Source organism: Rhodopseudomonas sp. WA056 (assembly GCF_010906995.1).
Taxonomy (GTDB): domain Bacteria; phylum Pseudomonadota; class Alphaproteobacteria; order Rhizobiales; family Xanthobacteraceae; genus Rhodopseudomonas; species Rhodopseudomonas palustris_G.
Window position 1 is genome coordinate 50,640 of record NZ_QPFS01000003.1, and the last position, 23,437, is coordinate 74,076.

The window sequence follows — 23,437 nt, forward strand, 5'->3', positions numbered from 1 at the left end:
TGGCGAACCATGAGGCCGATCGGCTCAGTAGTGATCTTCGAAGCGCTTGGCGAGCTCGTCGATGTTCTCCGGCGGCCAGCCCGGCACTTCCATGCCGAGATGCAGGCCCATCTGCGCCAGCACTTCCTTGATCTCGTTCAGCGACTTGCGGCCGAAGTTCGGGGTGCGGAGCATTTCGGCTTCCGACTTCTGAACCAGGTCGCCGATATAGACGATGTTGTCGTTCTTCAGGCAGTTCGCCGAACGCACCGACAGCTCCAGCTCGTCGACCTTCTTGAGGAACGCCGGGTTGAAGGCCAGATCCGGGATGATCTCCTGGGTGACTTCCTTGCGCGGCTCTTCGAAGTTGACGAAGACGTTGAGCTGATCCTGCAGGATGCGCGCCGCATAGGCGACGGCGTCTTCCGGCGTGATCGCGCCGTTGGTCTCCACCGTCATGGTCAGCTTGTCGTAGTCGAGGATCTGACCCTCGCGGGTGTTCTCGACCTTGTACGACACCTTGCGGACCGGCGAGTACAGGCTGTCGACCGGGATCAGGCCGATCGGCGCGTCCTCGGGACGGTTGCGCTCGGCGGCGACGTAACCCTTGCCGGTGTTGACGGTGAACTCCATGCGGATCTCGGCGCCGTCGTCCAGCGTGCAGAGCTGCAGATCCGGGTTCAGCACGACGATGTCGCCGACGGTCTGGATGTCACCGGCGGTGACGACGCCCGGACCGGACTTCTTGATGACCATCCGCTTCGGGCCTTCGCCCTGCATCTTCAGCGAGATGTCCTTGATGTTCAGCACGATGTCGGTGACGTCCTCGCGCACGCCGGCGATCGAGGAGAACTCGTGCAGCACGCCGTCGATATGCACCGACTGCACCGCCGCGCCCTGCAGCGACGACAGCAGCACGCGGCGCAGCGCGTTGCCGAGCGTCTGGCCGAAGCCGCGCTCAAGCGGCTCGGCGACCAGCGTCGCGAACCGGGTGGCATCGCTCCCGGCCGTAACCTGGAGCTTGTTCGGCCGAATCAATTCCTGCCAATTTTTCTGGATCGTCACTGTGTCACCTTCCTGGCCGGTCAATGAACGCCGGGGCCCCGGCGCATCGTCACTGGCATTGGAAACTGCGGATCAATCCGCGGGAAACAACGAATAGATTCGCCGGCGGCACGGGGCCGCCAGCGACGAAAACTCAGACGCGACGACGCTTGCGCGGACGGCAGCCGTTGTGCGGGATGGTGGTGACGTCGCGGATCGAGGTCACCGTGAAGCCCGCCGCCTGCAGCGCGCGCAGCGCCGACTCGCGACCCGAACCGGGGCCCGCCACCTCGACTTCGAGGGTGCGCATGCCGTGCTCCTGCGCCTTCTTGGCGACGTCCTCCGCCGCGACCTGGGCGGCGTACGGGGTCGACTTGCGCGAGCCCTTGAAACCCATCGTGCCGGCCGACGACCAGGCGATCGCATTGCCCTGCGCGTCGGTGATGGTGATGGTGGTGTTGTTGAACGACGAATTCACATGCGCGATGCCGGAGGCGATGTTCTTGCGCTCGCGACGACGAATGCGGGTGGCGTCCTTGGCCATAGTCTACCTTTCTACGTGATCTCAACGCCGCCGTAACGCCAGCGGCTACACCGAAACGACGAATGGCGAACAGCGAGTGGCGAATAGGGGAAGCCCCTACTCGCCATTCACAATCCGCAATTCGCAAACTTACTTCTTCTTGCCGGCGATCGCCTTCGCCGGACCCTTGCGGGTACGGGCGTTGGTGTGGGTGCGCTGACCACGCACCGGCAGACCGCGACGATGGCGCAGGCCGCGATAGCAGCCGAGGTCCATCAGACGCTTGATGTTCATACCGGTCTCACGGCGAAGGTCGCCCTCGACCAGATAGTCGCGGTCGATCACTTCGCGGATCTGCAGCACTTCGGCGTCGCTGAGCTGGTTGACGCGACGGTCGAGCGGGATCTTCACCTTCTCGACGATGTCGGCGGCATGCTTCTGGCCGATGCCATGGATGTACTGAAGCGCAATCAGGACGCGCTTGTTGGTCGGGATATTCACGCCGGCTATACGGGCCACAGACTTCTCTCCTGTCACCGGCTAGCAGCCGGTCAATTCCTTGATCTCTCGGGCGGCGTTCACATACGCCAACACGACGCCATGCCCTTGCTCAGTTCGGGGCCCGGCATCGTCTGAAACCTATCCGACGGGATATCGGGCCTTATTAAAGGATTCCGTTTCGCTTCGTCAACCGAATCCCAATTCAAGCTCGCTTCTTCGTGACCTTCTTGGCCTGCTTGCCACGCGTCTGGACCTTGGCGACAGCCTTGGTCTTCGACGCAGCGGCGGCCTTTTGGGTCGCCTTCTTGCCAGCCGCCTTCTTGCCGGCCGCCGGCTTGGCCGCGCCCTTGGCGGCCTTTTTACCAGCCTTCGCAACGGCTTTGGCCGCCTTCTTCAGACCAGCCTTCGCGGACTTGCCGACCGCAGCCTTGCCGGCCTTCGAAACGGCAGGCTTGCCCGCAGCCTTCTTGGCGACGACCTTCTTACTTGAAGATGTCTTGCCAACCGCCTGTTTGGCCGAAGATTTTTTGGCCGAACCAGCCTTCGCACCCGACTTGGCGGCGGGCTTCGCCGCGGCCTTCTTGGGCGCCTTGGGCTTGGCCGCGGACTTGGATGTGGACTTGGCAGCCTTCGCCTTGGTCGCCGGCTTGTTGGCGCCGGTTTTCACCGTGCGCTTGGCGCGGGCAGCCTTGGTCCCCTTAGCCTTGGCGTCCTTCTTGGCATCAGCGGCACGAACCGCATCGAGCACCCGGCCGATCTCGCGGGTGACCTCGTCGATCGTCATCATGCCGTCGACGGTCAGCAGCTTGCGCTTCTCGGAATAATAGTCGACCAGCGGCTCGGTCTGCGCCCGATAGGCGGAAAGTCGCTTGGCCAGCGCTTCGGCGTTGTCGTCGGCGCGCGGCTCCTCGCCGCGGGCGCGCATCTCGGCGACGCGGGTCTCGACCCGGTCGAGCAGCGCGCCCTCATTCACCTTCAGCTCGACCACGGCGTCGAGATCGAAGCCCTTGTCCCCGAGCAGACGATCGAGGGCCTCGGCCTGCGGCACGGTGCGCGGGAAGCCGTCCAGGATGAAACCCTGCGCGGCGTCGTCCTGATCGATCCGGTCGGAGATGATCCCGATCACCACCTCGTCCGGCACCAGACCGCCGGCCGCCATGATGTCCTTGGCCTTGAGGCCGATCGGCGTGCCCGCCGCGACCGCAGCGCGCAGCATGTCGCCGGTAGAGAGCTGCACGATGCCGTGCCGCTCGACCAGACGGGCCGCCTGGGTGCCCTTGCCCGCGCCAGGCGGTCCGAGAAGGATCAGTCTCATTTCTTGCGCCCCCGCAACTTCGACTTCTTGATCAGGCCCTCATACTGGTGCGCCAGCAGATAGCCCTGCACCTGCGCCACAGTATCCATCGTCACGCTGACGACGATCAGGAGCGAAGTTCCGCCGAAATAGAACGGTACCGCCGCGTAGGAGATCATCACCTCGGGAATGAGGCAGACGACCGCCAGATAGATCGCCCCGACCACGGTGATGCGCGACAGCACGTAATCGATGTATTCCGCGGTGCGCTCGCCGGGACGGATGCCCGGGATGAAGCCCCCGTGCTTCTTCAGATTGTCGGCGGTCTCGGTCGGGTTGAACACGATCGCGGTGTAGAAGAATGCGAAGAACACGATCATGCTGATGTAGAACAGCAGGAACAGCGGCCGGCCGTGACCGAACTGGGTCACGATCCACTGGAACCACTCCGGCCCGCTGCCGGCGTTGAAATTCGCGATCGTGGTCGGCAGCAGCAGCAACGACGAGGCGAAGATCGGCGGAATCACGCCGGCGGTGTTGAGCTTCAGCGGCAGATGCGAGGACTGGCCCTCGAACATCTTGTTGCCGACCTGGCGCTTCGGATACTGGATCAGCAGCCGGCGCTGCGCACGCTCCATGAACACGATGAAGGCGATCACGACGACGGCCATCACCAGCACGACCAGGATCAGGCCGGTGGACAGCGCGCCCTGACGGCCGAGTTCGAGCATGCTGGCGAGCGCCGACGGCAGCTCAGCGACGATGCCGGCCAAGATGATCAGCGAAATACCGTTGCCGATGCCGCGCGAGGTGATCTGCTCACCCAGCCACATCAGGAACATGGTTCCGCCGGTCAGCGTGATCGTGGTCGACAGCCGGAAGAACATGCCCGGGTCGGACACCACATTGCCCGCGCCTTCGAGGCCGACGGCAATGCCGTAGGACTGGAACAGCGCCAGCACCACGGTGAGGTACCGGGTATACTGGTTGATGGTCTTGCGGCCGGACTCACCTTCCTTCTTCAGCGCCTCAAGCTGCGGCGACACCGTCGTCAGCAACTGCACGATGATCGATGCCGAGATGTACGGCATGATGTTGAGGGCGAAGATCGCCATGCGGTGGATGCCACCCCCGGCGAACATGTTGAACATGCCGAGGATGCCGCCGGCCTGCTGGCGGAACACCTGCTCCCAGACGTTCGGATCGATGCCGGGCAGCGGAATGTAGGTGCCGAGGCGGTACACCAGCAGCGCGCCGAGCGTGAACCAGATCCGCTTCTTCAGCTCCTCGGCCTTACCGAGCGCCGAAAAATTGAGGTTTGCCGCAAGTTGTTCCGCTGCTGAGACCATGTCCGGCTTTCTCCCGCGCTGCTCGTCCCGATCCGCCGCCGGATGCGACGGCCGGGCCGGCGCCGGGCATCAATTTGGGGCGCGCGTGTCGAAAAATCCACCGTACCGGCGAGGCCGGGCGCCCGCTTTAGCAGCGGGCGCTGACGGGGATATTACGCCGCCTCGCCTTCTTCCGTCTTCGGGGCGAGGATCTTGACCGAACCGCCGGCCTTCTCGACCGCGGCGATCGCCGACTTGGTCGCACCGTACACTTCGATGTTCAGCTTCGCGGTGAGCTCACCGCGGCCGAGCAGGCGAACGCCATCCTTGGCACGGCGCAGCACGCCGGCTTCCACCAGCGCCGCGGCGTCGACCACCTTGCCGGCATCGATCGCCTTGGAATCGACGGCCTCCTGGAGGCGATCGAGATTCACCTCGGCGAAGTCGAGCGCGAAGATGTTGTTGAAGCCACGCTTCGGCAGGCGCCGATGCAGCGGCATCTGGCCGCCCTCGAAGCCCTTGATCCGCACGCCCGAACGCGCGGTCTGGCCCTTGCCGCCACGGCCGCCGGTCTTGCCCTTGCCCGAACCGATGCCACGGCCGATCCGCATGCGCTTCTTGCGCGAACCGACGTTGTCGGCGATCTCGCTGAGCTTCATCGCCCTGTCTCCTTACTTCTCGTCGACGACGCGGACGAGGTGTTGCACCTTGCCGATCATGCCACGAACCTCAGGGGTGTCCTGCAGTTCGGCGACGCGGCCGATCTTGTTCAGCTTCAGGCCGATCAGCGTCTCGCGCTGCGAGTGATGGCGCCGAATCGGGCTGCCGATCTGCTCGACCTTGATCATGTTTGCGGCCTTGGCCATCTCGTTCACTCCGAATCGCGTCTTGTCAGAAGACCGCGTGATCGCCGTCGATCACGCTGTTATTCGGCCACCACCTCGGCATCGCCACCGATCCGGCGCGACTGCAGGGTGGAAACCTTGATGTTGCGGCGCGCGGCGACCGAGCGCGGCGAGTCGACGCTCTTGAGCGCGTCGAAGGTGGCGCGAACCATGTTGTAGGGGTTCGACGAACCGACCGACTTCGCCACCACGTCCTGGATGCCGAGCGTCTCGAACACCGCACGCATCGGGCCGCCGGCGATGATGCCGGTACCGGCCGGAGCGGCGCGGAGATAGACGCGACCGGCGCCGTGACGGCCGGCGATGTCGTGATGCAAGGTACGCCCCTCGCGCAGCGCCACCCGGGTGAGATTGCGCTTGGCCGACTCGGTCGCCTTGCGGATCGCTTCCGGCACTTCGCGCGCCTTGCCGTGACCGAAGCCGACACGGCCCTTCTGATCGCCGACCACGACCAGCGCGGCGAAGCCGAAGCGCTTGCCGCCCTTCACCACCTTCGCCACACGGTTGATGTGGACGAGCTTGTCGACGAACTCGCTGTCGCGCTCCTCGCGCTCCCTGCTCCGTTCGCGTCCGCCGCGTTCGCGTTCAGCTGCCATGGTGTGTTCCAATCCTTGCGAGGCTCGCGCCCCGATCCTGGTATCCGTTCAATCCGAAATTTAGAAGCTCAGGCCGCTCTCGCGGGCTGCATCCGCCAGCGCCTTGACCCGGCCGTGATACAGATAGCCGCCGCGGTCGAACACGACTTCCTTGACGCCCTTCTGCACCGCGCGCTCGGCGACCAGTTTGCCGACCGCCTTCGCCGCATCGATGTCGGCGCCGGTGTTGCCGGCTTCGCGCAACGTCTTCTCCAGCGACGACGCGGAGGCGAGCGTCTCGCCCTTCGAATCGTCGATCACCTGGGCATAGATGTGCTTGGACGAGCGGAACACCGACAGCCGCGGACGGCCGTTCGCGGTGCGCCGCAGGGCGGTCCGGACGCGGTTGGTGCGCCGGGCATTCGTAACCTTCATCTTCGACATGACCGGCTCCGTTACTTCTTCTTGCCTTCCTTGCGGAAGATGAATTCGTCCGAGTAGCGGACGCCCTTGCCCTTGTACGGCTCCGGCGGGCGATAGTCGCGGATTTCCGCGGCGACCTGCCCTACCTTCTGCGAGTCGATGCCGGCGACGTTGATCTCGGTCGGCTTCGGCACCGTGATGGTGATCCCTTCCGGGATGTCGTACAGGACGTCGTGGCTGTAGCCGAGAGCGAGCTGCAGCTTCTTGCCCTGCATCGCCGCGCGGTAGCCGACGCCGGTGATTTCGAGCTTCTTCTCGAAGCCCTTGGTGACGCCTTCCACCAGATTCGCGATCTGCGCGCGAGCCGTGCCGTAAAGCGCCCGCGCCCGATTGGTCTCGAACCGCGGCGAAACCGAGACCGAACCGTTCTCGAACTTCACGTCGACATCGTCGTGCACGACGAACTGAAGCTGGCCCTTCGGCCCCTTCATCTTGACGGTCTGTCCCTCGACGGTCGCCGTCACCCCCGACGGGACCGTGACGGGCTTCTTGCCAACGCGTGACATGGTCGATCCTTCTTAAACCCTGCATCCTCCGGCGAAATCCGCCCGGGACGATGCGCCAATTTCCGTTCTCCAGCGCGCCCCGGCCGCACCCTGCGGCCGAACGCGCCGGCGATTAGAACACCGTGAACAGAACCTCGCCGCCGACATTGGCGTCGCGGGCATCGTGATCGGCCATGATCCCCTTCGGGGTCGACAGCACCGAAATGCCCAGGCCGTTGTTGACGCGCGGCAGGTTCTTCACCGAAGCGTAGACCCGGCGGCCCGGGCGCGACACGCGCTCGATCTCGCGGATCACCGGCTCGCCGTCGAAATATTTCAGCTCGATCTCGAGCTCGCTGCGCCCCGACGGATGCTCGACCGAAGCGTAGCCGCGGATGTAGCCTTCCGCCTTCAGCACGTCGAGAACGTTGGCGCGCATCTTCGAGCCCGGGGTCGAAACCTTGGACTTGGAGCGCATCTGCGCGTTGCGGATACGGGTGATCAGGTCGCTGATCGGATCGTGCGTCGACATCTGCCGCCCTCCTTACCAGCTCGACTTGACCAGGCCCGGAACCAGGCCCTTCGAACCGAGATCGCGGATCGCGATACGGCTCAGCTTGTTGAGGCGATAGACCGAGCGCGGACGGCCGGTGAGGTCGCAGCGGTTGCGGATCCGGGTCGCCGACGAGTTGCGCGGCATCTCGGCGAGCTTCAGCGTCGCCGCGAAGCGCTCCTCCATCGGCTTCGACTTGTCGGCGATGAGGGCCTTCAGCCGCGCGCGCTTCGGCGCCGCGTTCTTTGCCATCTTCTTCCGACGGTTGTTCTTCTCGATCGCACTCTTCTTTGCCATGTGTGGCTCCTGGGTTTCCGCGTTTGAGAGGCTTTTCAGCGTCTCACTGCCGGAACGGGAAATTGAAAGCGGTAAGCAGCGCGCGCGCTTCGTCGTCGGTGGGCGCGGTGGTGCACACCGTGATGTCCATGCCCCACGACTCGCCGGTCTTGTCGAAGTCGATCTCGGGGAAAATGATGTGCTCCTTGATGCCGAGCGAATAGTTGCCGCGGCCGTCGAAGCTCTTCGGGTTCAGGCCGCGGAAGTCGCGGACGCGCGGCAGCGCGACCGTGATCAGGCGGTCGATGAACTCGTACATCTTGGCGCTGCGCAGCGTCACCTTGCAGCCGATCGGCTGGTTCTCGCGCAGCTTGAAGGTCGAAATCGCGACGCGCGAATAGGTGATGACCGCCTTCTGGCCGGCGATCAGCGACAGATCGGCCGCCGCCTGCTCGGCTTTCTTGCGATCGTTCACCGCCTCGCCGACGCCCATGTTCAGCACGACCTTGTCGAGCTTGGGAACCTGCATCGCGTTGGCGTAGCCGAACTTCTCGGTGAGCTGGCTGCGGATGCTGCGGTCGTATTCCGTGCGCAGCCGCGGAACGTAAGCGGTCTCAGCCATCGATCTCTGCTCCCGAACGCTTGGCGACGCGGACCTTCTTGCCGTCCGCGAGAATCTTGAATCCGACGCGGGTCGGCTTGCCGTCCTTGCCGACGATCGCGATGTTCGACAGGTCGATCGGCGCCTCTTTCGAGATGATGCCGCCTTCCTGGGTCTGGGTCTGCTTCTGGTGACGCTTGACCACGTTGATGCCGCGAACCAGCGCCTTGCCGGCGTCCGGACGGACCTCGAACACCTCGCCGGTGCGGCCCTTGTCGCGACCGCTCAGCACGATCACCTTGTCACCCTTACGGATCTTGGCGGCCATTACAGCACCTCCGGCGCCAGCGAAATGATCTTCATGTGGTTCTTCGCCCGCAGCTCGCGCGGCACCGGCCCGAAGATACGGGTACCGATAGGCTCCGACTGATTATTGATCAGCACGGCGGCGTTGCGGTCGAAACGGATGACGGAGCCGTCCGGGCGCCGGATGTCCTTGCGGACACGGACCACCACGGCCTTCATCACGTCGCCCTTCTTCACCTTGCCCCGCGGAATCGCTTCCTTGATCGAGACCACAATGACGTCACCCACGGTCGCATACCGGCGCTTGGATCCCCCAATCACCTTGATGCACATGACACGGCGTGCGCCTGAATTGTCGGCCACGTCGAGGTTGGTCTGCATCTGAATCATTGATGCACCTCGTCCTCTCTCTGCTGCGCTATTTGCGCGCTAAACTGATGCGCAAAAGCGCGCTTAGGCGGTCTTCTTCGGTTCGCCCCGGACGACGGTCCAGCGCTTCAACTTGGAGATCGGCTTGCTCTCTTCGATCCACACCATGTCGCCCGGCTTGAACTGGTTGTTCTCGTCGTGCGCGTGGTAGTTCTTCGAACGCCGGATGGTCTTCTTGTAGATCGGGTGAGTGAAGCGGCGGTCGACGCGCACCACGATCGTCTTCTCTTGCTTGTCGCTGACGACCACGCCCTGCAGGGTCCTCTTCGGCATGTCTAAAGGTCCTTACTTCGTCTTGCCGGCGCGCTTCTGCGCGGCGATGGTCTTGATGCGGGCGATGTCGCGGCGCGCCTCGCGCAGCCGGGAGGTGTTCTCGAGCTGGCCGGTGGCGCGCTGGAACCGCAGGTTGAAGCGCTCCTTCTTCAGCCCCAGGATCGCGTCGTCCATCTGGTCTTCGCTCATCGCGCGGATGTCGGCGGTCTTCATCTCAGCCATGACGATTACTCCGCGATGCGCGCGACGAAGCGCGTCTTGATCGGCAGCTTGGCGGCGGCCAGGGTGAGCGCCTCGCGGGCGATCTGCTGGTTGACGCCGTCGATCTCGAACATCACACGGCCCGGCTTGACGCGGGCGACCCACAATTCCGGCGAACCCTTACCGGAGCCCATGCGGACTTCGGCCGGTTTCTTGGACACCGGAAGATCCGGGAAGATCCGGATCCAGACGCGGCCCGCACGCTTCATGTGACGGGTCAGCGCACGACGGGCTGCTTCGATCTGGCGCGCAGTGATCCGCTCCGGCTCCATCGCCTTCAGGCCGAACTGGCCGAACGCCAGGGTCGCGCCCGAGGACGCCACGCCGTGGATGCGGCCCTTGTGCGCCTTACGGAACTTGGTTCTCTTTGGTTGCATCATGGCTTTACGCCCTCAATTCGAATTCTGCGCGATCAGGCGGCGTCGCGGCGCGGACGGGACGAACCGCCACCATCGCCTTCGGCCATGCGCTTGTCCTGGGCCATCGGATCGTGCTCGAGGATCTCGCCCTTGAAGATCCAGACCTTGACGCCGCAGGTGCCGAAGGTCGTGAACGCGGTCGCGACGCCGTAATCGATGTCGGCGCGCAGGGTGTGCAGCGGCACGCGACCTTCGCGGTACCACTCCATACGGGCGATTTCGGCACCGCCGAGACGGCCCGAGCAGTTGATCCGGATGCCCTCGGCGCCGAGACGCATCGCCGACTGCACCGCCCGCTTCATCGCGCGGCGGAACGCGACGCGGCGTTCGAGCTGCTGGGCGATCGACTCGGCGACCAGGGTCGCGTCGAGCTCGGGCTTACGGATCTCGACGATGTTGATCACCACGTCGGACGAGGTGATGTCGGCGACCTTCTTGCGCAGCTTGTCGATGTCGGCGCCCTTCTTGCCGATCACCACGCCGGGACGCGCCGAATGAATCGTCACGCGGCACTTCTTGTGCGGACGCTCGATCACGATGCGCGCAACCGCCGCCTGCTTCAGTTCCTTGTGCAGGATCTCGCGGATCTTGACGTCCTCGTGCAGCAGCTTGCCGTACTCGTTCTTGCCGGCGAACCAACGGGAATCCCACGTCCGGTTGATCCTCAGCCGCAGCCCGATCGGATTGATCTTTTGACCCATCGAAAGTCTCCCGCGCCTTCGCTTAAGCGCTTGCTTCTTCGACCTGACGAACGACGATCGTCAGCTGCGCGAAGGGTTTGAAAATACGGCCCGAGCGACCACGGCCGCGCGGGGTGAAACGCTTCATCACGATGCCCTTGCCGACATGCGCCTCGGAGACGACCAGCGCGTCGACGTCGAGATCGTGATTGTTCTCGGCGTTGGCGATAGCCGATTCCAGGCACTTCTTCACGTCGACCGCGATCCGCTTGCGCGAAAACGTCAGGTCGGCGAGCGCCGCGGACGCCTTGCGGCCGCGGATCAGTTGGGCAACCAGGTTCAGCTTCTGCGGAGAGACGCGAAGCATCCTGGCGACAGCCTTGGCCTCGTTGTCGGGCAGGCTGCGTTCGCGCTTGGGTTTGCTCATCGTCTCGTCCTCAACCCTTCTTCGACTTCTTGTCGCCGGCGTGGCCGTGGAAAGTGCGGGTCGGCGAGAACTCGCCGAACTTGTGACCCACCATCTCCTCGTTCACCGACACCGGGACGTGCTTCTGGCCGTTGTAGACGCCGAAGGTCAGGCCGACGAACTGCGGCAGGATGGTCGAGCGACGGCTCCAGATCTTGATCACGTCGTGACGGCCCGACGCGCGCGCGGCATCGGCCTTCTTCAGCAGCGAGGCCTCGACGAACGGGCCCTTCCAGACTGAGCGAACCATGTCCGGCTTCCTTACTTCTTCTTCCGCTTGTGGCGGCTGATGAGGATGAACTTGTCGGTCGACTTGTTCGAACGGGTCTTCTTACCCTTGGTCGGCTTGCCCCACGGGGTGACCGGGTGACGGCCGCCCGAGGTGCGGCCTTCGCCGCCGCCGTGCGGGTGGTCGATCGGGTTCATGACGACGCCGCGGTTGTGCGGGCGACGGCCGAGCCAGCGCTTGCGACCGGCCTTGCCGATCGAGATGTTCATGTGGTCCGGGTTCGAAACCGCACCGATCGCCGCGATGCAGCGACCGTGAACCAGGCGCTGCTCGCCCGAGTTCATGCGCAGGATCACGTAGTCGTGGTCGCGGCCGACGATCTGAGCGTAAGTGCCGGCCGAACGGGCGAGCTGGCCGCCCTTCCCGATCTTCAGCTCGACGTTGTGCACGATCGTGCCGATCGGCATGTTGCCGAGCGGCATCACGTTGCCCGGCTTCACGTCGACATAGGAGCCGGCGATCACGGTGTCGCCCACCGCCAGACGCTGCGGCGCCAGGATGTAGGCCTGCTCGCCGTCCTCGTACTTGATCAGTGCGATGAACGCGGTGCGGTTCGGATCGTATTCCAGGCGCTCGACCTTGGCCGGAACGTCGACCTTGGTGCGCTTGAAATCGACCAGACGATAGGTCTGCTTGTGACCGCCGCCGCGGAACCGAACGGTGATCCGGCCGGTGTTGTTGCGACCGCCGTTCGAGCTCTTGCCCTCGGTCAGCCGCTTGACCGGCTTGCCCTTGTAGAGGGCCGAACGATCGACCATCACCAGCTGGCGCTGGCCCGGCGTCGTGGGATTAAAGGTCTTCAATGCCATGGTCTGTCCCGCCTCACAGTCCGGTGGTGACGTCGATGCGGTGGCCCTCTTCCAAGGTCACGACCGCACGCTTGACGTCCGACTGCGTGCCGAAGGTGCCGCGGAAGGCCTTGGTCTTGCCCTTGCGCACCAGCGTGTTCACGCTCTTCACCTTGACGTCGAACAGCTTTTCGACGGCTTCCTTGATTTGCGGCTTGGTCGCGCCGCCTTGCACCTTGAACACGACCTTGTTGTGTTCGGACGCCATCGTCGACTTTTCAGTGACGACCGGCGCAACGATCACGTCGTAATGGCGCGGATCGATGGATTTCATTTGAAGCGCGCCTCCAACGCATCGACCGCCGCCTTGGTCAGCACCAGCTTCTTGCGGCGCAGAATGTCATAGACGTTGATGCCCTGAATCGGCAGCACGTCGATGTTCGGGATGTTGCGGGCCGCCGCGGCGAACCCGGTGTTCACCTCGGCGCCGTCGACGATCAACGCGCTCTCGAGCCCGAGGCCCGAGAAGTGACCGACCAGCGTCTTGGTCTTGGCGGCCTCAAGCTCGGCCTTGTCGATCACGATCAGACCGCCGCCCTTGGCCTTGGCCGACAGAGCATGACGCAGCGCCAGGACGCGCACCTTCTTCGGCAGGTCGATGGCGTGCGAACGCACCACCGGGCCGAAGGCGCGACCGCCGCCACGGAACTGCGGCACGCGCTGCGATCCGTGACGAGCACCGCCGGTGCCCTTCTGCTTGTACATCTTCTTGCCGGTGCGCCAGACTTCGGCGCGGCCCTTGGCCTTGTGAGTGCCGGCCTGCCGCTTGGCAAGCTGCCAGATCACGCAGCGCTGAATGATGTCGGTGCGCGGCTCCAGACCGAAGATCTCGTCGGAGAGCTGGACCGAACCGGCCTCGTTACCCTCGAGGGTGGTGACTTTCAGTTCCATCTCACGCACCTTCCTGCTCGGCGGCCGGCGCTTCCGCAGCCGCATCGCCATTGGCGAGCCGGAACTTGCCCGGCTTCGGCGCATCCGCCGGCAGCGCCTTCTTCACCGCGTCACGCACGCGGATCCAGCCACCCTTGGTGCCGGGCACAGCGCCCTCGACCAGGATCAGCCCGCGCTCGACGTCGGTCTGCACCACGCGCAGATTCAGCGTGGTGACGCGATCGACGCCCATGTGGCCCGGCATCTTCTTGTTCTTGAAGGTCTTGCCGGGATCCTGACGACCGCCGGTCGAACCGATCGAGCGGTGCGACACCGACACGCCGTGGGTGGCGCGCAGACCGCCGAAATTCCAGCGCTTCATACCGCCGGCGAAGCCCTTACCGGTCGAAGTGCCGGTGACGTCGACGAACTGTCCGACGACGAAGTGATCGGCCTGGATCTCGGCGCCGACCGGGAGCAGCGCATCCTCGGACACCCGGAACTCTTCGACCTTGCGCTTCGGCTCGACCTTGGCGGCGGCGAACTGGCCGCGCTCGGCCTTCGGCATGTACACGGTCTTGCGCGAGCCGGAACCGACCTGCAGCGCCACGTAGCCATTCTTCTCTTTGGTGCGGTGGCCCAACACCTGGCAATTGCCAAGCTTCAGCACGGTCACAGGGATATGCTCGCCGGCCTCTGTAAAGACCCGCGTCATCCCGACCTTCTGTGCGATCACTCCGGAGCGCATCGGCGTGCTTCCTGTTCTTTCTGTCCGTTCGATAACCGGACGTTACAATCTCAGAGCTTGATTTCGACGTCGACGCCGGCGGCCAGGTCGAGCTTCATCAGAGCATCGACGGTCTGCGGAGTCGGGTCGACGATGTCGAGCAGGCGCTTGTGGGTGCGCATCTCGAACTGCTCGCGGCTCTTCTTGTCGACGTGCGGCGAACGGTTGACGGTGAACTTCTCGATCCGGGTCGGCAGCGGGATCGGCCCGCGCACCTGCGCACCGGTTCGCTTCGCGGTGTTGACGATCTCGCGGGTCGACGTATCGAGAATCCGATGGTCGAACGCCTTGAGGCGAATGCGAATATTCTGGCCGTTCATTGCCGTATTCTTTCTTTAGAGAGCGAGTGGGGAGTGGCGAGCAGCGAATAGTCTCCTATCCGCCGCTCGCTATTCGCTATTCGCGTTCTTACTCGATGATCGCGGCGACGACGCCGGCGCCCACCGTGCGGCCGCCTTCGCGGATGGCGAAGCGCAGCTTTTCTTCCATCGCGATCGGCACGATCAGGTGCACTTCCATCGCGATGTTGTCGCCCGGCATCACCATCTCGGTGCCTTCCGGCAGGTGCACCACACCGGTCACGTCGGTGGTGCGGAAGTAGAACTGCGGACGGTAGTTGGTGAAGAACGGGGTGTGGCGGCCGCCCTCTTCCTTGGTGAGGATGTAGGCTTCGGCCTTGAACTTGGTGTGCGGCTTCACCGAGCCCGGCTTGCAGAGCACCTGGCCGCGCTCGACGTCCTCACGCTTGGTGCCGCGCAGCAGCGCGCCGATGTTGTCGCCGGCCTGGCCCTGATCGAGCAGCTTGCGGAACATTTCGACGCCGGTGCAGGTGGTCTTCTGCGTGTCGCGGATGCCGACGATCTCGATTTCCTCGCCGACCTTGATCACGCCGCGCTCGACACGACCGGTCACCACGGTGCCGCGGCCCGAGATCGAGAACACGTCTTCCACCGGCATCAGGAACGGCTGGTCGATCGGACGCTCCGGCTGCGGGATGTAGGCGTCGACCTGGCGCATCAGCTCCAGGATCGCGTCGTGCCCGAGCTTCTGGTCGGAGTTCTCCAGCGCCGCCAGCGCCGAGCCCTTGACGATCGGAATGTCGTCGCCCGGGAAGTCGTACTTCGACAGAAGCTCGCGCACTTCCATCTCGACCAGCTCGAGCAGTTCCGGATCGTCGACCATGTCGCACTTGTTCAGGAACACCACCAGCGCCGGAACGCCCACCTGACGCGCCAGCAGGATGTGCTCGCGGGTCTGCGGCATCGGGCCGTCGGCCGCCGACACCACCAGGATCGCGCCGTCCATCTGCGCCGCACCGGTGATCATGTTCTTGACGTAGTCGGCGTGGCCGGGGCAGTCGACGTGCGCGTAGTGACGGTTCTGCGTCTCGTACTCGACATGCGCGGTCGAAATCGTGATGCCGCGCGCCTTCTCTTCCGGCGCCTTGTCGATCTGGTCGTAGGCCGTGAACGTCGCACCGCCCGTCTCCGCCAGAACCTTGGTGATCGCCGCCGTCAGCGACGTCTTGCCATGGTCGACGTGACCGATCGTCCCGATGTTGCAATGCGGCTTCGTACGTTCAAACTTTGCTTTGGCCATTGCTCTCTCCGTTCAGTCGCGGCTCACACCTGCGACAATCAGGCAAACTTCTTCTGGACTTCAGCCGACACGTTGGCCGGCGCTTCAGCGTAGTGGTCGAACTGCATGGTGAAGTTCGCCCGGCCCTGGCTCATCGAGCGCAGGTTGTTGACGTAACCGAACATGTTCATCAGCGGCACCATCGCGTTGATCACGTTGGCATTGCCGCGCATGTCCTGACCCTGGATCTGGCCACGCCGCGAGTTGAGGTCGCCGATCACCGAGCCGGTGTAGTCTTCCGGCGTCACCACCTCGACCTTCATGATCGGCTCGAGGAGGACCGACTTGCCCTTCTGCAGCGCTTCGCGGAAAGCGGCCCGCGAGGCGATTTCGAACGCCAGAGCCGACGAGTCGACGTCGTGGTACTTACCGTCGACCAGCGTCACCTTGACGTCGACCACCGGGAAGCCGGCGACCACGCCCGAAGACAGCACGCTCTCGATGCCCTTTTCGACACCCGGGATGTACTCCTTCGGCACCGCACCGCCGACGATCTTCGACTCGAACACGTAGCCGGCGCCCGGCTCGTTCGGCTCGACGACGAAGCTCACCGCCGCGAACTGACCGGTACCGCCGGTCTGCTTCTTGTGGGTGTAGTCGACTTCGGCCTTCTTGGTGATGCGCTCACGGAACGCCACCTGCGGCGCGCCGATGTTGGCATCGACCTTGTAGGTGCGCTTCAGGATGTCGACCTTGATGTCGAGATGAAGCTCGCCCATGCCCTTCAGGATGGTCTGACCGGACTCGAGGTCGGTCGACACCCGGAACGACGGATCCTCGGCGGCCAGCTTCGCCAGCGCGACGCCGAGCTTCTCCTGGTCGGCCTTCGACTTCGGCTCGATCGCGATTTCGATCACCGGCTCCGGGAATTCCATCTTTTCGAGGATCACCGGGTTGGCGGGATCGCACAGCGTGTCGCCGGTGCGGGCTTCCTTCAGGCCGGCCAGCGCGACGATGTCGCCCGCATAGGCTTCCTTGATGTCTTCGCGGTTGTTGGCGTGCATCAGCAGCATGCGGCCGATGCGCTCCTTCTTCTCGCGGGTCGAGTTCACCACGCCGGTACCGCTCTGCAGGACGCCAGAGTAGATGCGGCAGAACGTGATGGTGCCGACGAACGGGTCGTCCATGATCTTGAACGCGAGCAGCGACAGCGGCTCCTTGTCGTCCGCCTTGCGCACGACTTCGTTGCCCTGATCGTCGGTACCCTTGATCGCCGGCACGTCGAGCGGCGACGGCAGGTAGTCGACCACGGCGTCGAGCAGCGGCTGCACGCCCTTGTTCTTGAACGCCGAGCCGCACAGCACCGGATAGAACGCACCGGTCAGCACAGCCTTGCGGATCAGACGCTTCAGGGTCGCCTCGTCCGGCATGGTCCCTTCGAGATAGGCGCCCATCGCGTCGTCGTCGAGCTCGACGGCGGCTTCGATCATCTTCTCGCGATATTCCTTGGCCTGATCGAGCAGATCCTCGGGAATATCGACGTCCTCGAACTTGGCGCCGAGCGATTCATCGTTCCACACCACGGCCTTCATGCGGACCAGATCGATCACGCCCTTGAAGTTGTTCTCCGAGCCGATCGGGAGCTGGATCGCCACCGGCTTGGCGCCGAGGCGGTCGACAATGTCCTGCAGGCACTTGAAGAAGTCGGCGCCGGTCTTGTCCATCTTGTTGGCGAAGACGATGCGCGGAACCTTGTACTTGTCGCCCTGGCGCCACACGGTCTCGGTCTGCGGCTCGACGCCCTGGTTGGAGTCGAGAACGCACACCGCACCGTCGAGCACACGCAGCGAACGCTCGACTTCGATGGTGAAGTCGACGTGGCCGGGGGTGTCGATGATGTTCAGACGCTTGCCGTTCCAGAACGCGGTGGTGGCGGCGGACGTGATGGTGATGCCCCGCTCCTGCTCCTGCGTCATCCAGTCCATCGTCGCGGCACCTTCGTGCACTTCGCCGATCTTGTGGCTCTTGCCGGTGTAGAACAGGATGCGCTCGGTCGTCGTGGTCTTGCCGGCATCGATGTGGGCCATGATGCCGAAGTTGCGGTAGTCCTCGATGGCGTGAACGCGGGGCATGACGTCTTCCTTGATTCCGTTGCTTCGCCGTTACCAGCGATAGTGCGAGAACGCGCGGTTGGCTTCCGCCATCTTGTGCACGTCTTCACGCTTCTTCACGGCGTTGCCGCGATTGTTCGAGGCGTCGAGCAGCTCGGCGGAGAGACGCTCGGTCATGGTCTTTTCGTTGCGGCCGCGGGCGGCCGAGATCAGCCAGCGAATGCCCAGCGCCTGACGGCGGGTGGAGCGAACCTCGACCGGCACCTGGTAGGTGGCGCCGCCGACGCGGCGGGAGCGCACTTCGATCGCCGGCATGACGTTCTCGAGCGCCTGCTCGAACACGCCGAGCGGCGGCTGCTTGGTCTTGGCTTCGATGATGTCGAAGGCACCGTAGACGATGCTTTCGGCGACCGACTTCTTGCCGGCATACATCACCGAGTTCATGAACTTGGTGACGATGATGTTCCCGAACTTCGGATCCGGAAGAACTTCGCGCTTTTCGGCGGCGTGACGACGGGACATGGATGCTCTCCCCGCTTACTTCGGACGCTTCGCGCCGTACTTCGAACGGCGCTGCTTACGGTTCTTGACGCCCTGGGTATCGAGGACGCCGCGGAGGATGTGGTAGCGCACGCCCGGCAAGTCCTTGACGCGGCCGCCCCGGATCATCACCACCGAGTGCTCCTGCAGGTTGTGCCCCTCACCCGGGATGTAACCGATGACCTCGAAGCCATTGGTCAGGCGCACCTTGGCAACCTTACGCAGCGCCGAGTTCGGCTTCTTCGGCGTCGTGGTGTAGACGCGGGTGCACACGCCGCGCTTCTGCGGCGACTGCTGCAGCGCGGGAACCTTCTTGCGCGACTTCTGCACCACGCGCGGATTTGCGATCAGCTGGTTGATCGTCGGCATCTTCGCCTTCACCCTCAAGCTTCGCGCGAAACCGATCAGTCGGCTTCGCAAATTCATTCGGGGCTACCCGCCCCAGCGGCCGCCCTGCTCGACCGGACCCACGCCCGATCACGCAAAGCGAAATCGCGCCAGCCACCCATCGCTGAGCGGAAAGCGCTTCCACGCAACAGAGGACCGCAGCAAAGACCGGACAGCTTCCACTGACCGGCTTCGACCGAGGTCATGCTTCCAAAACCGTCCCGACGAGAAAGAGCCCCGTAAGAACGCTCAATGTCCTGGCATTGCCTGGCTTATGTCGACAGCGTTTGAGCGACTTGGGTCGAGGGTGGTGCCCGTAAGTCCTTGAAAGGACGGCCCGGGTTGTCCGTTCCGACGTTGGCGAAGCTCACCGCCTGTCTTGAAGTGGGCGGGTTGTATCGGCGGCCCACCCCCAAGTCAAGGCAAAACCGCTCCCAGATGACGGTTCGGCGACGACTTTCGACGACCCACCCGACCGCCGTGTAATGCCGATGAAATGGGGCGTTGTTGTGCCCCTTCCGGACCGCGCCGGCGCGCCGATTTCGGACTCTGATACGAGCTGAAGGCGGCCGGATCACCCCCGCTCGGACCGAGATTCATGGAATCGAGAGCTGTTGTCCAGGCGATTCCGTCGGCGACTCGGCGCGGGATTCGGCAGCTTTGGCCGTTCCGATTCGACACAGGCAGCGGCCGCAGACGCGCGGCTACGTTTTACCGGTATTTAAATACAGATCGTCACCGCCACCCGCCGGCTGCCCACCGCGCTCCACGGCCGGACGATCCACAGACCGGCCGACGCTCCCGATTGCCGGCGGCAGCGGCGCTATGGCTAAGTGCACGGGGGCGCCGCGATCGGCCGGCCGCAGCATGGCGTGGGAACGAGATGGCGGATTCGGGGCGAGTTCGGTTGATCCCGCGGCCGCGGCACCTCGCGGCGGTCGCGGCGGCCGCCGTGTCGCTGCAGCTCGCCGTCGCTCCTGCCCTGGCCGCCGACGACGATGACGACGACGCGGCCGCGGCGCAGACCTACCCCAATATCTACCTCGACCTCCGCACCAGCTACGGCCGCACCCCGGCCGGGGTGCTGTCGATCGGCTTTGCGAGCCCGACCATCGCGGTGCTGTCCCGACTGCGCGAACTGGCAGCGCTGCCGCCGCTGCAGGCGCCGACGCTGCCGGCGAGCCAGAGCGTGGAACTCGATGTCCCGCTGACCATCGACGTCAACGACCGGGTGTCGCTGTATGGCGGCTTCAGCGCCACCACCAGCAACGGCGGATCGGGCTGGAGCGCGGTCGACGTCACCAGTTGGAACGTCGGGGTCCAGGCCGACATCTATCGCCAGGACGGCGGATCGCTGCCGACCCTGACGCTGCAAACCACCCTCACCCGCTCTGTGCCGAGCGGGCCGCTCGCCACCACCTCGGTCAACACCGTGCTGGAGGCGTCCTACGCGTTCGACGCCGACGAGACCCGCGGCATCCTCGCCGGCGTGCAGTTCACCACCACGGCGATCGACGCCGACCGCGCCGCGATCCATCCGAACACGGTCGGCTGGCTCGGCGGCTATTACCAGTGGGACAGCAACTGGAAGCTCACGGGGCGCGCCGGAATGCAGTCGTTCGGTGGCGCCGAGCTGCTGCGCTTCACCCCGATCGACGCCTTCACCCAGCCGATCCTGCGGATCGACCTCGACAAGATGGACGACAACGACAACCGGCTGTTCGGCATCACCGCGCAGGTGGCGTGGACACCGAAACCGGCCTATCAGCTCACGGTGCGGACGCCGCTGTATCTGACGAAGAACTGAGGTCGGCGGACGCCGCATCCGACCGGGTTCTTGCTTGGCGTATCCAGTCGCGGCGGACAGTGGACGTTGGATGCTCCTGTCCAAAACACCGCCGACTAAGTCCCCGCGGCTCGGCCGGCATAACGCTCCGCCATGTAGCGGCCCGGCGACGTGCCGAGTGTCTTGCGGAACATGGTGACGAAGCTCGGCACGCTTTCGTAACCCAGATCGGCGGCGACCTGCTGGATCGAGGCGCCACCGGCCAACCACTGCACCGCGAGCATGACGCCGAGCTGCTGGCGCCAGCGCCCGAAACTCATCCCGGTCTCGCGGCTGATCAGCCGCCCCAGCGTCCGCTCGCTGAGGCCGGCGCGCTCGGCCCAGCCCTGCAGCGAACCACGATCGGCGGGCGCCGCCATCATCAGGTCGGCCAACGCGCGCAGCCGCGGATCGGACGGCATCGGCAGATGCAGATCCTCGATCCTGGCGGCCGCGATCTCGTCGAGCAGCACCGCGATCAGACGCGAAGCCGCCCCGCCCTCGTCGTACAGCAGCGGCAGCCAGGCGGCACGGAACAGCAGTTCGCGCAGCAGCGGCGTCACCGAGACGGTGCAGCAGCGCTGCGGCAGTCCCACATCGATGCCGGCGGCGACGAACGCGGCATAACCTTCGAGCCTGCCGGTCGCGGTGATCGCATGCAGCGTGCCGCCTGGTATCCAGACCGCGCTGCGCGGCGGCACGATCCACAATCCGCCGTCCACCCGGCAACTGAGTGCACCGCGCTGCACCAGCAGGATCTGCGCCTTGGCATGGCAGTGCAGATCGATCTCGAACGAGCCGATCATCTCCGATGCCATGCCGTAGGCCACGACCGGCCGCGCGACCTCGTCGGGTTCGGTCCAGTCGGCCGCAGTGGAGCTGTCGGTGAGAATGGGCATGGGCCAGCCTACCGCGCCGCTTGGCGTGAACGGATAACAATCTGTCTAAGCTGCGTAATGACGCCAATGCCGCCTCCCTTTACTCACCCGGACAGCCGAGGCCGAGCCGGTCTCGGCATGACCGAAAGGGACTTGCATGACATCGCAGAGCAGCAAGCGCATCGCAGAGACGCTCGACAAACTGCACGCCGAGGCCGAGGCCGCGGATCGCGCCCTGATGGCCGAGATGATGGCGCAGGCCGAAAGGTCCGGTGAAACGCTGAAGGACTTGGCCGCCAGATTTGTCGATGAGGAACGTCTCAACTATCGAACGACGTATCGAGAGCACGCCGATCATTTTCTGGCGATTTCTCCAGCCTATGGCCGCTTCCTTTACGCGATCGTGCGCGCCCGCAGGGCGACCCGGATCGTCGAGTTCGGCACGTCGATGGGGATCTCGACGATCTACCTCGCGGCTGCGCTACGCGACAATGGCGGCGGCCGGCTGATCGGCTCCGAGCTCGAACCCACCAAAGTCACGCGGGCGCGGGCTCACCTCGACGCGGCGGGGCTGGCCGATCTGGTGGAGATCCGCGAGGGCGATGCGCTCGACACGCTGAAGGACGTCGGCGGCGACGTCGATATTCTATCGATCGACGGCGCGTTCTCGCTGTACCTGCCGGTGCTCAAACTGGTCGAGCCGCGACTGGCACCCGGAGCCGTCATCCTCGGCGAGAACGCCTTTGCGCAGGACTATCTCGACTACGTCCGCGCTCCCGCCAACGGCTATTTCTCCCGGCCGCTCGACATCGACGAAGGCCGCGGCAACGAGTTCACCGTGCGGGTCGGGTGACGCCGGCCGGCCGAGCGACAGAACCTGACGCCGCGCGGCTCGGCCTCGCGGCGTTGGGCCGTGGCGAGGGGAGCGAGCGACATCGGCGCGGAACTGCCGGCGCGATCGCTAACCGCCTCGCCACCCATCGGGCCGTTCGGCGAGCGTGAAGACGAATGGAACGTCCTCCTGCTATCCAACGGCACGCCGCCTCGCACCCGCATTCGGGAGCAGATTCATCAAGGCTTGCAGCGGCGAGCCGGGGTCGCCGGACCACACCAGATGCGTCCGGTTGTTTCGTAGCTTGGCAGGCAGCGGATGGCGATCCACCGCCGAGCCCAAAGCGGCGTGATCGAGCACGGCCGCCGGCACGATGGCGATGCCGGAGCCGGCCGCGACGCAGGCGACGATGGCGTGATACGAGCCGAGGTCGAGAATACGGTCGGGTGATACGCCTTCCGATGCCAGCCATTCCATCAGGCGCCGGCGGTAGGAACAGCCGTGCGGAAACGCCACCACGGCCTTGCCGCCGAGGTCGGCGGAGCGGCGCAGCGGGCGGTCGCCCTTGGCGGTGATCAGCACCAGTTCTTCATTGAACGCAGCAACTGAGGCGAAGCTACCCGGCTCGAACGGTTCGGAGACGAAGGCGGCGTCGATCTCGAACCGCTCCAACTGCCGGAGCAGCGCGGCGGTGGTGTCGGTCGTCATCTGGATCGCGATGTCGGGGTAGCGTGCATGAAAGCGCGATAGCAGCGGCGGCAGCCGCACCCCGGCCGCGCTTTCCAAAGACCCCAGCCGCAGCACGCCCTTGGCCTTCCCGCTCCGCAACTCCTGCTCGGCGGCATCGGCCAACTGCAGCAACCGGTCGGCGTGGCTCAGCAGGGTGCGGCCGACATCGGTGAGGATCAGACCGCGCCCCTGCCGGCGAAACAGGCTGTGCCCGATCCGCTCCTCGAATTGCTTGATGCGGGTGGTGACGTTGGACGGCACCCGGTGCAGCCGGTCGGCTGCGCGAGTGACACCGCCCTCCCTGACGACGGCGCGGAAAATCTCGAGGTCGTCGAGGTCCATCATTCTCATATCGAGAACGGTAGTTCAGAATAATTCATTT

34 protein-coding genes are annotated in these 23,437 nt (G+C 64.8%); 2 read left to right on the top strand and 32 right to left on the bottom strand.

Going from position 1 to position 23,437, the window contains the following annotated elements; all coding sequences use genetic code 11:
• Nucleotides 1-24: 24 nt before the first annotated feature.
• The 30 genes from DU475_RS01380 to rpsL form a co-directional block, all read right to left on the bottom strand.
• Nucleotides 25-1,068 carry a DNA-directed RNA polymerase subunit alpha gene (locus DU475_RS01380; protein WP_185966135.1) on the bottom strand — a complete coding sequence of 348 codons (1,044 nt, stop codon included), beginning with the start codon at nt 1,066-1,068 and terminating at the stop codon, nt 25-27.
• Nucleotides 1,069-1,177: 109 nt separating this feature from the next.
• Nucleotides 1,178-1,567 (bottom strand): 30S ribosomal protein S11, encoded by a 390-nt coding sequence (gene rpsK / locus DU475_RS01385; RefSeq protein WP_011158772.1) that lies wholly within the window; start codon nt 1,565-1,567, stop codon nt 1,178-1,180.
• Between the two features lie 129 nt (nt 1,568-1,696).
• Complete coding sequence (gene rpsM / locus DU475_RS01390) at nt 1,697-2,065, bottom strand: 30S ribosomal protein S13 (RefSeq protein ID WP_013501934.1); 369 nt, start codon at nt 2,063-2,065, stop codon at nt 1,697-1,699.
• Between the two features lie 184 nt (nt 2,066-2,249).
• The gene (locus DU475_RS01395) at nt 2,250-3,362 is read right to left on the bottom strand and encodes an adenylate kinase (protein ID WP_164630270.1); all 1,113 of its coding nucleotides are present in this window, start codon (nt 3,360-3,362) and stop codon (nt 2,250-2,252) included.
• Nucleotides 3,359-4,690: a preprotein translocase subunit SecY gene (gene secY / locus DU475_RS01400; RefSeq protein WP_013501932.1), complete on the bottom strand. Its 1,332-nt coding sequence runs from the start codon at nt 4,688-4,690 to the stop codon at nt 3,359-3,361. The genes DU475_RS01395 and secY overlap by 4 nt, the downstream gene beginning before the upstream one ends.
• Before the next feature lie 152 nt (nt 4,691-4,842).
• The gene (gene rplO, locus DU475_RS01405; RefSeq protein WP_013501931.1) at nt 4,843-5,328 is read right to left on the bottom strand and encodes a 50S ribosomal protein L15; all 486 of its coding nucleotides are present in this window, start codon (nt 5,326-5,328) and stop codon (nt 4,843-4,845) included.
• Between the two features lie 12 nt (nt 5,329-5,340).
• Nucleotides 5,341-5,535, bottom strand: coding sequence for a 50S ribosomal protein L30 (gene rpmD, locus DU475_RS01410; protein ID WP_011158777.1), 195 nt, complete (start codon nt 5,533-5,535; stop codon nt 5,341-5,343).
• Between the two features lie 59 nt (nt 5,536-5,594).
• Nucleotides 5,595-6,170, bottom strand: a complete 576-nt coding sequence (rpsE, locus tag DU475_RS01415; RefSeq protein ID WP_013501930.1) for a 30S ribosomal protein S5 — start codon at nt 6,168-6,170, stop codon at nt 5,595-5,597.
• A 60-nt stretch (nt 6,171-6,230) separates the two neighbouring features.
• Nucleotides 6,231-6,593 carry a 50S ribosomal protein L18 gene (rplR, locus tag DU475_RS01420; protein ID WP_013501929.1) on the bottom strand — a complete coding sequence of 121 codons (363 nt, stop codon included), beginning with the start codon at nt 6,591-6,593 and terminating at the stop codon, nt 6,231-6,233.
• 11 nt (nt 6,594-6,604) lie between these two features.
• Nucleotides 6,605-7,138 carry a 50S ribosomal protein L6 gene (rplF, locus tag DU475_RS01425; protein ID WP_013501928.1) on the bottom strand — a complete coding sequence of 178 codons (534 nt, stop codon included), beginning with the start codon at nt 7,136-7,138 and terminating at the stop codon, nt 6,605-6,607.
• 112 nt (nt 7,139-7,250) lie between these two features.
• A complete protein-coding gene (gene rpsH, locus DU475_RS01430) occupies nt 7,251-7,649 on the bottom strand; it encodes a 30S ribosomal protein S8 (RefSeq protein WP_013501927.1) in 399 nt (132 codons plus the stop codon).
• A 12-nt stretch (nt 7,650-7,661) separates the two neighbouring features.
• Entirely contained in the window at nt 7,662-7,967 is a 306-nt protein-coding gene (gene rpsN, locus DU475_RS01435) for a 30S ribosomal protein S14 (RefSeq protein ID WP_013501926.1), read from the bottom strand.
• Nucleotides 7,968-8,010: 43 nt separating this feature from the next.
• Nucleotides 8,011-8,568: a 50S ribosomal protein L5 gene (gene rplE, locus DU475_RS01440; protein ID WP_013501925.1), complete on the bottom strand. Its 558-nt coding sequence runs from the start codon at nt 8,566-8,568 to the stop codon at nt 8,011-8,013.
• Nucleotides 8,561-8,875 (bottom strand): 50S ribosomal protein L24, encoded by a 315-nt coding sequence (rplX, locus tag DU475_RS01445; RefSeq protein ID WP_011158784.1) that lies wholly within the window; start codon nt 8,873-8,875, stop codon nt 8,561-8,563. The genes rplE and rplX overlap by 8 nt, the downstream gene beginning before the upstream one ends.
• Nucleotides 8,875-9,243, bottom strand: coding sequence for a 50S ribosomal protein L14 (gene rplN, locus DU475_RS01450; RefSeq protein ID WP_013501924.1), 369 nt, complete (start codon nt 9,241-9,243; stop codon nt 8,875-8,877). Before rplN ends, rplX begins: the two co-directional genes overlap by 1 nt.
• A gap of 63 nt (nt 9,244-9,306) precedes the next feature.
• Nucleotides 9,307-9,555, bottom strand: a complete 249-nt coding sequence (rpsQ, locus tag DU475_RS01455) for a 30S ribosomal protein S17 (RefSeq protein ID WP_013501923.1) — start codon at nt 9,553-9,555, stop codon at nt 9,307-9,309.
• A gap of 12 nt (nt 9,556-9,567) precedes the next feature.
• Nucleotides 9,568-9,777, bottom strand: coding sequence for a 50S ribosomal protein L29 (gene rpmC / locus DU475_RS01460; protein WP_013501922.1), 210 nt, complete (start codon nt 9,775-9,777; stop codon nt 9,568-9,570).
• A gap of 5 nt (nt 9,778-9,782) precedes the next feature.
• Nucleotides 9,783-10,196: a 50S ribosomal protein L16 gene (gene rplP, locus DU475_RS01465; RefSeq protein ID WP_013501921.1), complete on the bottom strand. Its 414-nt coding sequence runs from the start codon at nt 10,194-10,196 to the stop codon at nt 9,783-9,785.
• A 32-nt stretch (nt 10,197-10,228) separates the two neighbouring features.
• The gene (rpsC, locus tag DU475_RS01470; RefSeq protein ID WP_164630273.1) at nt 10,229-10,936 is read right to left on the bottom strand and encodes a 30S ribosomal protein S3; all 708 of its coding nucleotides are present in this window, start codon (nt 10,934-10,936) and stop codon (nt 10,229-10,231) included.
• A 22-nt stretch (nt 10,937-10,958) separates the two neighbouring features.
• Complete coding sequence (rplV, locus tag DU475_RS01475) at nt 10,959-11,342, bottom strand: 50S ribosomal protein L22 (protein ID WP_013501920.1); 384 nt, start codon at nt 11,340-11,342, stop codon at nt 10,959-10,961.
• Nucleotides 11,343-11,352: 10 nt separating this feature from the next.
• A complete protein-coding gene (gene rpsS, locus DU475_RS01480; protein ID WP_011158791.1) occupies nt 11,353-11,631 on the bottom strand; it encodes a 30S ribosomal protein S19 in 279 nt (92 codons plus the stop codon).
• Between the two features lie 11 nt (nt 11,632-11,642).
• Nucleotides 11,643-12,479, bottom strand: coding sequence for a 50S ribosomal protein L2 (rplB, locus tag DU475_RS01485; protein WP_013501919.1), 837 nt, complete (start codon nt 12,477-12,479; stop codon nt 11,643-11,645).
• Between the two features lie 13 nt (nt 12,480-12,492).
• A complete protein-coding gene (locus DU475_RS01490) occupies nt 12,493-12,792 on the bottom strand; it encodes a 50S ribosomal protein L23 (protein ID WP_011158793.1) in 300 nt (99 codons plus the stop codon).
• Nucleotides 12,789-13,409 (bottom strand): 50S ribosomal protein L4, encoded by a 621-nt coding sequence (gene rplD / locus DU475_RS01495; RefSeq protein ID WP_164630275.1) that lies wholly within the window; start codon nt 13,407-13,409, stop codon nt 12,789-12,791. Before rplD ends, DU475_RS01490 begins: the two co-directional genes overlap by 4 nt.
• A 1-nt stretch (nt 13,410) precedes the next feature.
• Nucleotides 13,411-14,136: a 50S ribosomal protein L3 gene (gene rplC / locus DU475_RS01500; RefSeq protein ID WP_011158795.1), complete on the bottom strand. Its 726-nt coding sequence runs from the start codon at nt 14,134-14,136 to the stop codon at nt 13,411-13,413.
• A gap of 50 nt (nt 14,137-14,186) precedes the next feature.
• On the bottom strand, nt 14,187-14,495 hold the full coding sequence (gene rpsJ, locus DU475_RS01505; RefSeq protein WP_002712302.1) for a 30S ribosomal protein S10: 309 nt from the start codon (nt 14,493-14,495) through the stop codon (nt 14,187-14,189).
• Nucleotides 14,496-14,583: 88 nt separating this feature from the next.
• Entirely contained in the window at nt 14,584-15,774 is a 1,191-nt protein-coding gene (gene tuf / locus DU475_RS01510) for an elongation factor Tu (protein WP_013501895.1), read from the bottom strand.
• 38 nt (nt 15,775-15,812) lie between these two features.
• Nucleotides 15,813-17,885, bottom strand: coding sequence for an elongation factor G (fusA, locus tag DU475_RS01515; RefSeq protein ID WP_013501917.1), 2,073 nt, complete (start codon nt 17,883-17,885; stop codon nt 15,813-15,815).
• A 30-nt stretch (nt 17,886-17,915) separates the two neighbouring features.
• Nucleotides 17,916-18,386: a 30S ribosomal protein S7 gene (rpsG, locus tag DU475_RS01520; RefSeq protein WP_013501916.1), complete on the bottom strand. Its 471-nt coding sequence runs from the start codon at nt 18,384-18,386 to the stop codon at nt 17,916-17,918.
• A 15-nt stretch (nt 18,387-18,401) separates the two neighbouring features.
• Nucleotides 18,402-18,773 (bottom strand): 30S ribosomal protein S12, encoded by a 372-nt coding sequence (gene rpsL, locus DU475_RS01525; RefSeq protein WP_008969396.1) that lies wholly within the window; start codon nt 18,771-18,773, stop codon nt 18,402-18,404.
• A 901-nt stretch (nt 18,774-19,674) separates the two neighbouring features.
• Between rpsL and DU475_RS01530 the strand changes: the two genes are divergently transcribed.
• Nucleotides 19,675-20,598, top strand: coding sequence for a hypothetical protein (locus DU475_RS01530; RefSeq protein WP_164630277.1), 924 nt, complete (start codon nt 19,675-19,677; stop codon nt 20,596-20,598).
• Between the two features lie 95 nt (nt 20,599-20,693).
• On the opposite strand, the gene DU475_RS01535 is transcribed toward DU475_RS01530, so the two are convergent.
• Nucleotides 20,694-21,515: an AraC family transcriptional regulator gene (locus DU475_RS01535; protein WP_164630279.1), complete on the bottom strand. Its 822-nt coding sequence runs from the start codon at nt 21,513-21,515 to the stop codon at nt 20,694-20,696.
• Between the two features lie 136 nt (nt 21,516-21,651).
• Between DU475_RS01535 and DU475_RS01540 the strand changes: the two genes are divergently transcribed.
• Nucleotides 21,652-22,347, top strand: coding sequence for an O-methyltransferase (locus tag DU475_RS01540; RefSeq protein WP_164630281.1), 696 nt, complete (start codon nt 21,652-21,654; stop codon nt 22,345-22,347).
• 171 nt (nt 22,348-22,518) lie between these two features.
• On the opposite strand, the gene DU475_RS01545 is transcribed toward DU475_RS01540, so the two are convergent.
• On the bottom strand, nt 22,519-23,397 hold the full coding sequence (locus DU475_RS01545) for a LysR family transcriptional regulator (protein ID WP_205524166.1): 879 nt from the start codon (nt 23,395-23,397) through the stop codon (nt 22,519-22,521).
• Nucleotides 23,398-23,437: the final 40 nt, after the last annotated feature.